The following is a 13,948-nucleotide window of genomic DNA, read 5'->3' as shown; positions in this document are numbered from 1 at the left end:
CCACGCACAGGGAGTCGTGATAATCCCGCTCTTGCTGAGACTGACGCCGGATATTTTGATGAACCTGGCCCGCTCGAGAGGGCAAGCGCCCCTGCTCCGGAAACTGCGGCGGGTAACAGAAAGAGGCTTGATTCACTTCGGGCATGACTGAGGCTCCGGCAAGTGCAGAGGCGTTTTGATTGGGTATTCGGGGCTGCCATAGGCGTAGCAGGAGGTGGTGACCTGAAGCTCGTCGCAGGGCAAAAAGTGCACGGTGATGCCACAGACTTTTTGACCGGTGTAATCCGGTACCAGTACGTTTTTGCTGTGCTGACGAGTTTGCGCATCGATTTTTTCAAGCCAGGCGTAATATTTTTCCCTGTCCGCAAAACCTGGAAAACCTGCTGAACTACCAGTTCCAGTTTCCCAATCAACCCGCACCGTCATTCCAGGCTTCCACCTCGAAGGCGCGGCATAACAACACCCTCCGCCGCCCCCCTGATAAGGCCCGATAATGTCGATACCGGAACGCCCATCCACACTGAAATGGTTTATCGCCCAATGCGTATGGTTGATACCTTCGATCGTGCCCGCATGGGCACTTGGAACAACCAAGGCACCCACCAAGCCGAAGAGCATGGCGACTACGGGTAGTCCCGGAAGCGCAAACACCTGGCTCGTGGCTGGATGGAAGCGACTGCTGATGTGGCGCCCTCTCAGATTGATGAAAGGGAACGATGAAGGATTGAGGGGCATACCTTTTTATCCCTGAACTTTGCGAGCCCAGAGAGTAAAGAGTTGCTATCCACGACGAATGTCAGAAGGTTCGCCTTTCAGTGAAGGGTGCTTCCCGATCACATTGGGCCACATCACTAAGCGAATACTGGCGCAAAGCTAGCATTCATTGGGCTCTGCAAATCATTCCTTTGGCTGATTTGGCTGAAACATAAGCGCTCTACAGTGCAGATGTTTCAGCCAAGACCGTGCAGTCAGATAAGGGATTAGTATGTTGCAGACTCGTGTTATCCCGCCCGCCGAAGGCGCCTACCAGTACCCGCTGTTGATCAAACGCCTGTTGATGTCCGGGACACGCTACGAGAAAACCCGGGAAATCGTCTACCGCGACCAGTTGCGTTATACCTATCCGACCCTGATCGAGCGCGTCGCCCGCCTGGCCAACGTGTTGACCGAGGCCGGGGTCAAGGCCGGTGACACCGTGGCCGTGATGGACTGGGACAGCCATCGCTACCTGGAGTGCATGTTCGCCATCCCGATGATTGGCGCGGTGATCCACACCATCAACGTGCGCCTGTCGCCGGAACAGATTCTGTACACCATGAACCACGCCGAGGACCGCTTTGTGCTGGTCAACAGTGAGTTTGTGGGCCTTTATCAGGCCATCGCCGGCCACCTCACCACCGTCGAGAAAACCCTGTTGCTCACCGACGGCGCGGAAAAAACCGCCGAGCTGCCCAACCTCGTCGGTGAGTACGAAACGCTGCTGGCGACGGCAAGCCCCCGGTACGACTTCCAGGATTTCGACGAAAATTCCGTCGCCACCACCTTCTACACCACCGGCACCACGGGCAATCCCAAAGGCGTGTATTTCACCCACCGCCAACTGGTGCTGCACACCATGGGCGTGGCGACCATCATGGGCAGCGTCGACAGCGTGCGCCTGCTGGGCACCAATGACGTCTACATGCCGATCACGCCGATGTTCCACGTGCACGCCTGGGGCCTGCCGTACGTCGCAACCATGCTCGGCCTGAAGCAGGTTTATCCCGGCCGCTACGACCCCGAATACCTGGTGGAGCTGTGGCGCAAGGAGAAGGTCACCTTCTCCCATTGCGTACCGACCATCCTGCAAATGGTGCTCAACGCCAAGGCTGGCCAGGGCGTGGATTTTGGCGGCTGGAAAATCGTGATCGGCGGCAGTGCGCTTAATCGCACGTTGTACGAAGCGTCCAAGGCCCGTGGGATTCAGCTGACTGCTGCGTACGGCATGTCCGAAACCGGGCCGCTGGTGTCCTGCGCCCACCTCAATGAAGAACTGATGGCCGGCACCGAAGACGAACGCACCACCTACCGCATCAAGGCCGGCGTGCCCGGGCCGCTGGTGGAGGCGGCGATTATCGACGGCGACGGCAACTTCCTGCCCGCAGACGGCGAATCCCAGGGCGAATTGGTGTTGCGCGCACCGTGGCTCAGCGAAGGCTATTTCAACGAACCGGAAAAGGGCGCCGAGCTGTGGGCCGGTGGCTGGATGCACACCGGCGACGTGGCCACCCTCGACGCCTTTGGCGTGATCGATATTCGCGACCGCATCAAGGACGTGATCAAGACCGGTGGCGAGTGGATCTCCTCCCTGGCGCTGGAAGACCTGGTCAGCCGTCACCCGGCGGTACGCGAAGTAGCGGTGGTGGGGATTGCCGACCCGCAGTGGGGCGAGCGCCCGTTTGCGTTGCTGGTGGTGCGTGATGGCCATGTGATAGGGGCCAAGGAGCTTAAGGAACATCTCAAGCCGTTCGTGGAATTGGGCCACTTGAGCAAGTGGGCGATTCCGAGCCAGATCGCCGTTGTTACGGAAATTCCCAAGACCAGCGTCGGCAAGCTCGACAAAAAACGTATCCGTATCGACATCATTGAATGGCAGGCCAACAACAGCAGCTTCCTCTCCACCCTCTGACGCTGCTTGCCGTGCCCTCGCGAGCACGGCAGCGCTCTATTCCAAGCCTTCACTTGTGATTTGCCAATTTTCAGCCATCCTTGCCGCGCTGGCCTTCGTCAGCATGGCGAAAGGACTGTGGCAGACGGGTTGGTGATGCAAATCACACTTTAGAGGGATCAAGCGGTACCCCCTGCTGGCTATAGTCCAACCCAGAGTTTTTCAAGGTGCGGTGCTGTGAGCCTGGCGGGTTCATGTGTTCGCCCGGCATTGGAGTCGTTGTATTCCGGCCGTTACAAGCACCTTAGAAACGACTCACTGCCATAACAATAATGCACATGGAGTAGCGTCGATGATCTCAGCACACCAGTTCTGGCGCCGGGCAAAACTGCCCTTGGCCGTCAGCCTCGCCTCTACGCTCGCCGGGCCCGCATTCGGCGTCAGTTTCAACATCGGTGAAATCGAAGGCAGCTTTGACTCGTCCCTGTCGGTCGGGGCCAGTTGGTCGACGGCGGGTCGCAACAAAGACCTGATTGGCGTCAACAACGGCGGCAGGGGTTTGTCGCAAACCTCTGATGACGGTCACCTGAACTTCGACAAGGGTGATGCCTTCTCGAAGATCTTCAAGGGTATCCATGACCTTGAGTTGAAGTATGGCGACACCGGCGTGTTTGTCCGGGGCAAGTACTGGTATGACTTCGCGCTGCAAAACGAAGACCTGGACTTCAAGAACGTCAGTAACGACCATCGCCCAACCGGCGCCAGGTCTTCAGGCGGGCAGATTCTCGATGCCTTTGTCTACCACAACTACTCGATTGCCGATGAGCCGGGCTCCGTGCGTTTGGGTAAGCAGGTAGTGAGCTGGGGCGAAAGCACCTTTATCGGTGGCGGCATCAACGCCATCAACCCGATTGACGTGTCCGCGTTCCGTCGTCCGGGGGCCGAGATCAAGGAAGGCCTGATTCCGGTCAACATGTTCTACGTGTCGCAAACGCTGACCGACAACCTGTCGGCTGAAGGCTTCTATCAGATTGGTTGGGACAAGACCGTTACGGATAACTGCGGCACGTTTTTCTCGCAGCCAGACATCGTCACTACTGGCTGTAACGACAACTTGCGGGTGTTGAACAAGCGTTCGACGATCAACCCTGCCGCTATACCCACCTTGAACGGCTTGGGCGTGGACATCAACGACGAAGGTGTTTTGGTGCGTCGCGGTCCTAACCGTAACGCCCGTGATGGCGGCCAGTACGGCTTCGCGATGCATTACAATTTTGAGCCGCTGGACACCGAGTTCGGTGCCTACTACATGAACTATCACAGCCGTGCGCCGATTTTCAGTGCCACCGGCGCATCTCAGTCGGTTTACAACAGGGCGCCCTTTTTGGGGACGGCCGCTCCCTTGGTCGTGGCGGGTAACTCGCAATACTTCATGGAGTATCCGGAAGACATCCATCTCTTTGGTTTGAGTTTCTCCACCACGTTGCCTACGGGGACGGCTTGGAGCGGCGAGGTTAGCTATCGGCCGAACGCACCTGTGCAGTTGAACTCTACAGACATCCTGTATGCCGGGGTGGTGCCTTTGGGCGGTCCGGTACTCGGCAATGCCTCGCTGTTGAAAGGGGTCCCGGGACAGGATCTGCATGGTTACAACCGCAAAGAGATCACTCAACTCCAAACGACGTTCACCCACTTCTTTGATCAGGTCATGGGCGCCAGCCGCCTGACGCTGGTGGGCGAAGCCGGTATGACCTATGTCGGTGGGTTGGAGAGCAAGTCTAAAGTTCGCTACGGACGTGATCCGGTGTTTGGCCCAGGTACTTTGCCTAACGGCGCCTGCGCTGCGCTCAACAACTCCACCGCCCAAGGCGCGGGTCTGCCTAACGCCAGTAGCCTCAATACCAACTGCAACAACGACGGCTTCACCACCGCAACCTCCTGGGGCTACCGTGCCCGGGCTATCTGGGAATACCCGGACGTGTTTGCCGGTGTCAACCTCAAGCCTAACGTAGCTTGGTCCCACGACGTCAAAGGTTACTCGCCTGGCCCTGGTGGCAACTTCGAAGAAGGCCGCAAGGCGGTCAGCCTCGGCCTGGATGCTGAATATCAGAACACCTACACCGCGAGCCTGAACTACACCAACTTCTTTGGAGGCGATTTCAGCACCGTGGACGACCGCGATTTCATCGCCTTAAGCGTCGGCGTGAACTTCTAAGCACACTCTCTTTAAGCAGTATGTTTTCAGGAAGAACCAGAACATGAAAATAACTAAAAGTCTGTTGCAGGTGGGTGTGCTTGGGCTGTCGATCATGGCGAGCAGCGTCATGGCGGCAGTCTCGGCGGATGAAGCGGCCAAGCTGGGCACGACCCTGACCCCGATGGGTGCTGAAATGGCCGGCAACGCGGCCGGCACTATCCCTAAATGGTCGCCACTGCCAACCAACGCCGGCGCCGTGGATGCCCGTGGCTTCCTGGCCAACCCGTACGCCAGCGAACAACCGCAATTCACCATCACCGCGCAAAACGTCGAGCAGTACAAAGACAAGCTGGCGCCTGGGCAGTACGCGATGTTCAAGCGCTACCCCGACACGTTCAAGATGCCGGTCTACCCGACCCATCGCGGCGCCACGGTGCCTGCGGATGTGTTTGCCGCCATCAAGAAAAACGCCACCAGCACCAACCTGGTGTCCGGCGGCAACGGCCTGGAAAGCTTCGAAACCGCCGTACCGTTCCCAATTCCGAAAAGCGGCGTGGAAGTTATCTGGAACCACATCACCCGCTATCGCGGCGGCAGCGTGACGCGCCTGGTCACCCAGGCCACGCCGCAAACCAACGGTTCGTTCAGCCTGGTGTACTTTCGCGACCAGTTCGTGTTCCGCGACAAAATGAAGGACTACGACCCGAAAAACCCGGGCAACATCCTGTTCTACTTCAAGCAACAAGTGACCGCGCCGGCACGTCTGGCCGGTGGTGTGCTGCTGGTGCACGAAACCCTCGACCAAGTGAAAGAACCGCGTTCGGCGTGGGTCTACAACGCTGGCCAGCGTCGTGTGCGCCGGGCGCCGCAAGTGTCTTATGACGGCCCGGGTACCGCCGCCGACGGCCTGCGCACCTCCGACAACCTCGACATGTTCAACGGTGCACCGGATCGCTACGACTGGAAGCTGGAAGGCAAGAAGGAACTGTACATCGCCGAAAACAGCTACAAACTCGACGATCCGAAGCTCAAGTATGTCGACATCATCAAGGCTGGCCACATCAACCAGGACCTGGCTCGCTACGAGCTGCGTCGTGTGTGGCATGTGGTTGCAACCCTGAAGGAAGGCCAGCGCCACATCTATGCCAAGCGTGACTTCTTCATCGACGAAGACACCTGGCAAGCAGCGGTTATCGACCACTACGACGGTCGTGGCCAACTGTGGCGCGTGGCTGAAGCCCACGCCGAGAACTACTACGACAAGCAAGTGCCGTGGTATGCCCTCGAAACCCTCTACGACCTGCAGTCCGGCCGCTACCTGGCACTGGGCATGAAGAACGAAGAGAAACAGGCCTATGACTTCGGCTTCACTGCTACGACCAGCGACTTCACCCCGGCCGCCCTGCGCCAGGATGGTGTTCGCTAACGTGCTGTAAACGAGGCCGCATCCTCGAAAAACGCCCCGACTGGTTCGGGGCTTTTTTATGGGCGGGCGGGGCTACTGTGGCGAGGGAGCTTGCTCCCGCTGGGCTGCGTAGCGGCCCCAAAACGGGAGCGCTACGCACTCCAGCGGGAGTAAGCTCCCTCGCCACAGCGGATCGGTGGTGATAGAAGAAGTTCGGATATTTCTTGTCGTAGTCTTTTTCAGACAATTGTTGCAAAGATCTACAAAGCTGCCGCTTTTACCGCTAGTCTGCGGACATCTGCAATGCCGACAACAGCCTTCTACAAGAGCCCGGCGATGACTGATCTGTCCCGAATTCAAGGGCCTGCCAGCGCGGTAATTCCGACCCTGGAAGGTCGCTTCTATCGACCCCCACTGCCTGACGGCTATGTGTTGCGACCCCGCCTGTGCGAACGGCTGAGTGAAGGGTTGGCCGGGCGTTTATTGCTGGTGAGCGCACCGGCCGGGTTCGGCAAGAGTTCGCTGGCGGTGGAGTTCTGCCAGAGCCTGCCGGCCCATTGGCAAAGCCTGTGGCTGGGGCTCAGCCCTCGGGATAGCGACCCGGGACGTTTCCTTGAGCGCCTGCTCGACGGCTTGCAACAATACTTCCCGCAGTTGGGTGCCCAGTCCCTGGGCTTGCTGAAAATGCGCCAGCGTCATCAACCCTTCGCCTTTGAAGAATGGCTCGACGGCCTGCTGGATGAGCTGACGGTGCACCTGTCGACCCAGGCGCCGCTGTTGTTGGTGCTGGATGACTACCATCTGGCCCAGGGCCCGGTACTCGACCGCTGCCTGCAATTTTTCCTCAATCATTTGCCCGGCGGCCTACTGGTGCTGGTCACCAGCCGTCAACGCCCCGACTGGCACCTGGCGCGCCTGCGCCTGTCCCGGCATTTGCTCGAACTGCACGAGCAGGACCTGCGCCTGACTCACGCCGAATCCCTGGCGTTGCTGGATCGCCACAGCAGTTCATTGCGCGGCGAAGCCCTGGATAACCTGATCCGGCGCAGCGAGGGTTGGGTGGCCGGCCTGCGTTTCTGGCTGCTCGCGGCCTCCGAGGCGGGCAGCGAAGGCGCGCTACCCCAAGGCCTGCACGGCGGGGAAGGGCTGATCCGCGATTACCTGCTCGAAGAAGTCATCGACTGCCTGCCCTCGGAAGTCCAGGCGTTTCTCTACGACACCGCGTCCCAGGAGCGCTTTTGCAGCGAACTGTGCGACGCCGTGCGCGAGGCCCACGACAGCACGGAGATCCTGCGCTACCTGCAAGCCCACCAGGTATTCCTGGTGCCGCTGGATGAGCAGGGCCACTGGTACCGTTATCACCATCTGTTTTCAGACTTGCTGCGCACCCGGCGCGCGAGTAATGCCGTGTTGCCGGCTGCCAGCCTGCATCTGCGGGCCTGTCGCTGGTTCAATGCCCAGGGTTTGATCGATGAGGCGGTGGAGCAGGCGCTACGTGCCGGCCACCTGGACGTGGCGGCGAACCTGGTGCAGAACCTCTCCGAAGAGCAACTGCTGGCGGAGCAAAACGTCGGCATGCTGCTGCGCTGGAAAATGGACTTGCCCGACAGTTTGCTGATGAGCACGCCACGCCTGATCGTGCTCTACAGCTGGGCCCTGGGCTTGGCCTGCCAACTGGATGCGGCGCAAGAGCTGGCCAGTCACCTCAGTCGTTTTCTACCGGCGCCGTCGGCCACCGCGCAGAAGTCGATGCTGGCCCAATGGCTGGCCCTCAGCGGGATCATTGCCCGGGGCCGAGGCGATCGCGAACTGACCCAGTTGTATTGCAGCGAGGCCCTGGAAAGCCTGCCGCACAAACGGTATGGTCAGCGGTTGATGTGCCTGTCGACCCTGTCCAACCTGGCCATTGTCGACGGCGACCTTTGGCGCGCCCGGGGGTTGAATCGCGAATCTCTGGAGCTGGCCCAGCGCGTCGGCAATCCGTTGTTTGAGGCATTGGCCCATTACGACCGCGCGCGGGTGTTGCAGGCTCGCGGCGAAATCCTGCGTTCCCTGGATGAAGTGCGCCAGGGCCTGCAACGTTTACAGGGCCTGGCGCCGCAGCGGCTGTACGCGGTGCGTGCCCGTTTGGCGTTGTACGAAGGCTATCTGCTGCTGATGCGCTGTCAGCCCGAAGCCGGGCTGGCTCGCCTGCGTGCAGGCTTGACCGAGGCGCGAGCTTGCCGGGACATCAGCGTGTTGATCGGCCATTGCGTGATCGCCAGCTTCGAAGGTCGCCGTGGCGACTTCCCCATGGCCTTTGCCGAGCTGGCTGAGGCCGAACGCTTGATGCACATCTGGGACGTGCCGCCGATCTTCTACCTGGCGATGATCACCCTGGTCAAATGCGAGTTGTGGCTGGCCCAGGGCCGCACCGACCTGGCCGATGCCTGGCTGACGCGTCTGGGGCAAACCTACAACGGTGAACAGGCTGCGGCCGCGCCGGAGTTTCACCCGCACCTGCCGCAACATATCGAGCTGCAACAGGCAGCGCTCGACGCCATCCGCCATCAGCCGGCGGCTTCACTGCAACGGCTCGACGAACTGGCAGGCCAGGCGCATAACAGCGGCCGGCAGATGATCAGCCTGATGGCGCTTACCCAGCAGGCATTGCTATTGCTGGACGGCGACCAGGAAACCCGGGCCCGCCCGGTATTTGCCCGTGCGCTTGAAGCCGCTGCCGGTGGCGCAATGCAACCTTTCCAGCGTTTGCTGGAGCGCTACCCTGACTGGACGCGGGAGCAGCTCGCCCGGGATCCCCATGGATTGCCGAACCAGAGCCTGTTGGCACTCTTGCCGGATGTTGCGGTGGTTGAAACCCCGCACACCCTTGAAACCCTGAGCACCCGCGAACTGGCGGTGCTGCACCTGATTGCCCAAGGCTGCTCGAATCAGGAAATCAGCAATCGGCTGTTTATCTCCCTGCACACCGTGAAAACCCATGCCAGCCATATCAACAGCAAGCTTGGGGTAGAGCGGCGCACGCAGGCGGTGGCGCGGGCGCAGGAGATGGGGCTGTTGGGGTAGACGCCTCGATCAATGGGACCGAAAGCCCCAAACGATTTCCACCACGCGTTCTGCCACCAGCACATAGACCAGGATAAGCAGTAGTTGAAGTACCAAGTGATAACGAAGCTTGGCGAGCCGGCGGATGCCATCGCTGACATTCAGTACCATCAGCAACGTTGAAACCACGATCAAGCCCCACCCGGCCACGTTTGAGGCCAATATGCCGAGAAACAGCTCATGTTTCCCGGCCAGTGCATTGGTGCCTGCGGCAAACAGCAGCGCGCATACCAGCAGGTTCTTCACATTGTCGAAGACCTGGGTGCTGAAATCATTTTCCAGCAGTTGCAAATACCACTTCCAGAATGTGCGCATGTCTCAATCCCTTGGATCAATGTTTACTGCACTGCGGGGCATTCACTCGGTGCCGTGTCGGCGACCTGGCTGAGCAGCGCTGCGAACCGTTTGACGTTGTTTTGCTGCGCAGTCACCAGGTCATCAATGCCAGGCCCGGAAGGCGACTGCACGACCGTGCGGCACGTCAGCGGCGTGCGTTCATCTGTGCCTGACTGGCGAAGCCGCCATTTGACGTCGAGCAGGGCGTACTGCCCGGGAATCGAGTCAAAGCGCTGTACTTCAATGCGCACTGACAGGTTTTTCCGGTTGCTGGCGAGTTGATCCACCAACGCGCTGCGTAACTCATCCACCAGGCTGGCGGCCCACCATTGAGTCTCAAGAATCGCCACGCCGCTGGCGCCTTGGCGAATGACAATCTGCGGCCGGTCGACCTGCGGCGGGACGGTGATACTTTCAATGCGAATTTCACCGCCCGCAGCCAGTGACGCGTTGCTGCGGTGCACAGGCGTCAGGGTGTGAAATTGAATCGGCTCGCTGCGGCATGCTGCAAGCAGCAGCAACGCAGTGAGCAACGTGATCTTCAACGGCAAAGCCATGGGGGTTGCTCCTGTGGTCATTTGCGCGGTGGCCCTTGCAGGTCCGAGGGCGCAGCGTTGTCGGGGCGACCGCGAATCAGTGATTCGGGATGGCGTGCCAGGTAATCCGAGAGCTCTCGCAGGGAGCGCGACATGCGCCCCAGTTCATCCAGGGTCTGGGTCAACTGTTCGCGTTGCGGGGAGTCTTCGGCCAGTGTCGAACTGGCGGACTGCAAGGTTTTGCTAACGTCGGCCAAAGTGTTCTGCACGCCCGGCAGTGTCTTGGCGTTGAATTGGCCAAGGACCTTGCGCAGTTCAACAAGGCTGCCGTCGAGGTTGCCGGCAATCCGATCGATCGGCAGTTGGCTGATCTTGTTGACGATGCCTTCGAGTTTTTCCTGCAGTTGTTCCAGGTTGCCGGGGATGGTCGGAATGCTTACTGGGCGCTGTTTCGGGTCGAACACGACTTTTTCAGCCTTGGGGAAGAAGTCCAGGGCGATGTACAGCTGGCCGGTCAGCAAGTTGCCGCTGCGGGCCTGGGCGCGCAGGCCGTTTTCGATGAAGCTGCCCATCAAGCGCACGCCCCCGGCTTCGTCTTCAGGGTCAAGCTTCAACACCGTGAGCATTTTGGTGTGGGCTTCGCCGAGGCGTTGCGGGTAGATCACGATACCGACGTTGACCGGGAAACTGCGTTTTTTGTCGTCGAAATCCAGGTTGATCGACACCACTTTGCCAAACTCGATCCCCAGGAACTCCACTGGGGCGCCGACGGTGAGCCCACGCAAGGCTTGATCGAAACGCAGGTTCAGGTATTGCCCCTTGCCATTGGGCGGGGCCAGCGCGGTTTGCTGGTCGGCGAACAGTTCATAGGAATGCTCCTCACTGGCCGGCTTGTCGTCGGGGCTGTACGGCGGGGCCAGGAAGGCGATGCCGCCCACCAGCATGGACGACAAGGATTCGGTTTTCAGCGCAAACCCATTGGCGCCGACACTCACATCAATCCCGCTGGCGTTCCAGAATCGGGTGTTTTCGGTGACGTAGGCATCATTCGGCGCATGCACGAACACGTCGATGTTCACGCCCTTGCCGTCAGCGTCCAGGGCATAGGCCACCACCTGGCCGACGGGGATCTTGCGGTAATAGACGGGTGAGCCGATATCCAGCGAACCCAAATCCTGGGTGTGCAGGGTGAAGCGCTTGCCGGGCTCGCCATAGGTAATGGGTGGCGGGTTTTCCAGACCTTTGAACTGGTTGGCGCGGGTATCGGACTGGCCGATGTCGGCGCCGATGTAATCCCCGGACAGCAGCGTGTCGATGCCGGAAACGCCCCCCGCGCCAATACGCGGGCGCACCACCCAGAATTGCGAATCTTCACGGGTGAAGCTTTCAGCCTGCTTGGCCAGTTTGATCGTGGCGTTGACGCTTTTCTGGTCGTCGCTCAATTCCACGTCGGTTACCTGGCCGATCACCACGTTGCGGTATTTGACGTCGGTCTTGTTGGCGGTCAGGCCGCTACCCGTCTTGAAGGTAATGGTGATGCTCGGCCCTTGCTGAAGGATGCTGTGCACCACCAGCGAAATGCCCACCAGCACCGCGACAATCGGCACGATCCACACCAGTGAAACGCTGAAGCGCCGCGTTTTGATCGCAGGCGAGCCCGCAGGCACTGGTTTGTCAGTGATTTGCGACGCCATCCGGCATCTCCTCGTTGTGTGGGTTTTCCCAGATCAGGCGTGGGTCGAAACTCATCGCCGACAGCATGGTGAATACCACCACCAGGCCAAAGAATAAAATCCCCAGGCGCGGCTCGATGGTGCCCAGGGCCTGGAACCTCACCAGGGCGGCCACCAGCGCCACCACGATCACATCCAGCATCGACCAGTAGCCGATCACCTCGACGAAGCGAAACAGCTTCGAGCGCTCCTTGCGCGCCCACTGGTTATTGCGTTGCACGGTGATCAGCAGCAGCGTCAGTGCCACAAACTTGATGCCCGGTACCGCGATGCTGGCGATGAAAATGATCAGGGCAATGTCCCAGGCGCCGTGCTGCCAGAACTCCAGCACACCGCTCATGATGGTGCTGTCGGCGCCCGAGCCGAGCATCGAGGTGTTCATCACCGGCAGCAGATTGGCGGGAACATAAAACGCCAGCGCCGTCAGCATGTAGGCCCAGGTGCGGGTCAATGAACGGACCTTGCGCCGATGCAGGGGCGCGCCGCAACGCTCGCAGTCGTCGGGGTTGGTGCTGACATCGCAGGCCTGGCCGCAGCTGTGGCACAGGCACAGGTTCAGCTCGCTGGCGGTGGGTGGCTGGTTCATAACGTGTCCCAAAGGTCGCGAATATCACGCCCGGCAATGCGGATCAGCAACAGGCTGAGGGCGGCCAGGGCAAACAGGCCGGTACCGGGCAGTACATCCAGCATGCCCGCCAGCTTGAACACCGCCACCATCGCGCCCAGCAGGCAGACTTCGAGCATGCTCCAGGGCCGGAGTGCTTCCAGCCAGCGCATGCACACCTTGAACGCCGGCGAGCGCCTGCCCTTCATTGCAAAGCTCAACACCCAGATCAACAGCAGCAACTGGAAGACCGGCGCGATGATGATGGAAATGGCTGCCACTAGCGCAATGAATGTAATCGGGCCCTGGGCCAGCGCCACCACCGAGTCCCATAACGTGGCGCTGCTTTTCAGGCCTTGCAGGCTGATGCTCATCACCGGGTAGAAGTTGGCGAAAACCCATAGCACGGTAGCGGTCAGGGTCAAGGCCAGGCGTTGTTCCACCGACAGCCCGTTATAGCGCTGGAGCACGCCTGCGCAGCGGGTACAGAGGGTTTTCTGATGTTTGGCGAGCGTGACTTTTTCGTACACGCAATCGCAGTGTTCGCAGATGATCAATGGGCTGAGGGTCGCCACGAGTGCCACTCCAAGCGCTATAGGTTGCGCGTTGTAGACTTGCGCCAGAGTAGCTTAGCAGTGGGTCAGTTTGACAGCCGTGCGCTTGCGAGCACTTTCAGATCGGGTGCAGGGTCGAACATACTGTGCAGCAGAATGTACCTTTGAATTTGCAGGAACCCCCATGAATATTCAGCCCCCCGCGCTGATCCGTGAAACGTTCCCGGTCGGCCCGTTGCAGTGCAACTGCACGATCATCGGTGATCCAGTCACCAAGAAAGCCATCGTCGTCGACCCGGGTGGCAACCATGAGTTGATCCTGGCGCGGCTCGATGCTCTTGGTCTCAAAGTGGTCAGCATCATCCACACCCATGCCCATCTCGATCACTTCCTGGCCTCCGGGCAGTTGAAGGAAAAGACCGGCGCCACCTTGCACCTGCATAAGGAAGACCAGTTTTTGTGGGACAACCTGGAAATGCAGTGCCAGATGTTCCGCGTGCCCTACACCCCAGTGCCGCCGCCGGATCGCTGGCTGGAGGATGAAGAAGAGCTGGTTTGTGGGTGTGGTGTGGCGTTGCACACACCTGGACACACACCCGGTTCGATGAGTTTCTGGTTTGCCGATGCGAAGTTGCTGATTGCCGGCGACACCCTGTTTCGGCGTGGCGTGGGGCGTACGGATTTGTGGGGCGGTGATCAGGCGGCCATCGTGCGCTCGATCAAGCAACGGCTCTACACCCTGGATGAGGCGGCTGTTGTGGTGACGGGGCACGGTCCGGATACGCGCCTGGGGGATGAAATGCGTGAGAATCCATTTGTCCGGGCGTGAAG

General features: G+C 60.0%; 11 protein-coding genes. 5 read left to right on the top strand and 6 right to left on the bottom strand.

The annotated features are described in order from the left end of the window. Positions 1-132: 132 nt before the first annotated feature. Positions 133-618 carry a DUF3304 domain-containing protein gene (locus CEC48_RS11395; protein ID WP_088423884.1) on the bottom strand — a complete coding sequence of 162 codons (486 nt, stop codon included), beginning with the start codon at positions 616-618 and terminating at the stop codon, positions 133-135. Between the two features lie 367 nt (positions 619-985). On the opposite strand from CEC48_RS11395, the gene CEC48_RS11390 reads away from it, so the two are divergent. The 4 genes from CEC48_RS11390 (at position 986) to CEC48_RS11375 (ending at position 9,315) form a co-directional block, all read left to right on the top strand. Next, the gene (locus tag CEC48_RS11390; RefSeq protein WP_088423820.1) at positions 986-2,668 is read left to right on the top strand and encodes a fatty acid--CoA ligase; all 1,683 of its coding nucleotides are present in this window, start codon (positions 986-988) and stop codon (positions 2,666-2,668) included. Positions 2,669-2,999: 331 nt separating this feature from the next. Beyond that, the gene (locus CEC48_RS11385; RefSeq protein WP_088423819.1) at positions 3,000-4,862 is read left to right on the top strand and encodes a DUF1302 domain-containing protein; all 1,863 of its coding nucleotides are present in this window, start codon (positions 3,000-3,002) and stop codon (positions 4,860-4,862) included. A gap of 43 nt (positions 4,863-4,905) precedes the next feature. Beyond that, on the top strand, positions 4,906-6,270 hold the full coding sequence (locus CEC48_RS11380) for a DUF1329 domain-containing protein (protein WP_088423818.1): 1,365 nt from the start codon (positions 4,906-4,908) through the stop codon (positions 6,268-6,270). A 315-nt stretch (positions 6,271-6,585) separates the two neighbouring features. Beyond that, positions 6,586-9,315, top strand: coding sequence for a LuxR C-terminal-related transcriptional regulator (locus CEC48_RS11375; protein WP_088423817.1), 2,730 nt, complete (start codon positions 6,586-6,588; stop codon positions 9,313-9,315). A gap of 9 nt (positions 9,316-9,324) precedes the next feature. Here CEC48_RS11375 and CEC48_RS11370 read toward each other — a convergent pair whose 3' ends face one another. Genes CEC48_RS11370 through CEC48_RS11350 form a run of 5 tightly spaced genes read right to left on the bottom strand, consistent with a single transcriptional unit; the run spans position 9,325 to position 13,138 of the window. Beyond that, positions 9,325-9,669, bottom strand: a complete 345-nt coding sequence (locus CEC48_RS11370; protein ID WP_088423816.1) for a hypothetical protein — start codon at positions 9,667-9,669, stop codon at positions 9,325-9,327. A 23-nt stretch (positions 9,670-9,692) separates the two neighbouring features. Continuing rightward, positions 9,693-10,247, bottom strand: coding sequence for a PqiC family protein (locus CEC48_RS11365; RefSeq protein WP_088423815.1), 555 nt, complete (start codon positions 10,245-10,247; stop codon positions 9,693-9,695). 17 nt (positions 10,248-10,264) lie between these two features. Then, positions 10,265-11,920 carry an intermembrane transport protein PqiB gene (locus CEC48_RS11360; protein WP_088423814.1) on the bottom strand — a complete coding sequence of 552 codons (1,656 nt, stop codon included), beginning with the start codon at positions 11,918-11,920 and terminating at the stop codon, positions 10,265-10,267. Further along, positions 11,901-12,545, bottom strand: coding sequence for a paraquat-inducible protein A (locus tag CEC48_RS11355; protein WP_088423813.1), 645 nt, complete (start codon positions 12,543-12,545; stop codon positions 11,901-11,903). Before CEC48_RS11355 ends, CEC48_RS11360 begins: the two co-directional genes overlap by 20 nt. Then, complete coding sequence (locus tag CEC48_RS11350) at positions 12,542-13,138, bottom strand: paraquat-inducible protein A (RefSeq protein ID WP_088423812.1); 597 nt, start codon at positions 13,136-13,138, stop codon at positions 12,542-12,544. Before CEC48_RS11350 ends, CEC48_RS11355 begins: the two co-directional genes overlap by 4 nt. A 163-nt stretch (positions 13,139-13,301) precedes the next feature. Here CEC48_RS11350 and CEC48_RS11345 point away from each other — a divergent pair, with 163 nt between their 5' ends. Further along, positions 13,302-13,946 carry an MBL fold metallo-hydrolase gene (locus tag CEC48_RS11345; RefSeq protein ID WP_088423811.1) on the top strand — a complete coding sequence of 215 codons (645 nt, stop codon included), beginning with the start codon at positions 13,302-13,304 and terminating at the stop codon, positions 13,944-13,946. Positions 13,947-13,948 lie beyond the last annotated feature (2 nt).

The sequence above is a fragment of the Pseudomonas sp. K2I15 genome (genome assembly GCF_002204795.1).
Classification (GTDB): Bacteria; Pseudomonadota; Gammaproteobacteria; order Pseudomonadales; family Pseudomonadaceae; genus Aquipseudomonas.
This window is presented reverse-complemented; position numbering and strand designations above follow the sequence as displayed.

Coding starts and splice junctions, on each gene's coding strand:
- CEC48_RS11365 (WP_088423815.1), bottom strand. CDS start 10,247: ATGGCTTTGCCGTTGAAGATCACGTTGCTCACTGCGTTGCTGCTGCTT.
- CEC48_RS11380 (WP_088423818.1), top strand. CDS start 4,906: ATGAAAATAACTAAAAGTCTGTTGCAGGTGGGTGTGCTTGGGCTGTCG.
- CEC48_RS11360 (WP_088423814.1), bottom strand. CDS start 11,920: ATGGCGTCGCAAATCACTGACAAACCAGTGCCTGCGGGCTCGCCTGCG.
- CEC48_RS11370 (WP_088423816.1), bottom strand. CDS start 9,669: ATGCGCACATTCTGGAAGTGGTATTTGCAACTGCTGGAAAATGATTTC.
- CEC48_RS11355 (WP_088423813.1), bottom strand. CDS start 12,545: ATGAACCAGCCACCCACCGCCAGCGAGCTGAACCTGTGCCTGTGCCAC.
- CEC48_RS11395 (WP_088423884.1), bottom strand. CDS start 618: ATGCTCTTCGGCTTGGTGGGTGCCTTGGTTGTTCCAAGTGCCCATGCG.
- CEC48_RS11375 (WP_088423817.1), top strand. CDS start 6,586: ATGACTGATCTGTCCCGAATTCAAGGGCCTGCCAGCGCGGTAATTCCG.
- CEC48_RS11345 (WP_088423811.1), top strand. CDS start 13,302: ATGAATATTCAGCCCCCCGCGCTGATCCGTGAAACGTTCCCGGTCGGC.
- CEC48_RS11385 (WP_088423819.1), top strand. CDS start 3,000: ATGATCTCAGCACACCAGTTCTGGCGCCGGGCAAAACTGCCCTTGGCC.
- CEC48_RS11390 (WP_088423820.1), top strand. CDS start 986: ATGTTGCAGACTCGTGTTATCCCGCCCGCCGAAGGCGCCTACCAGTAC.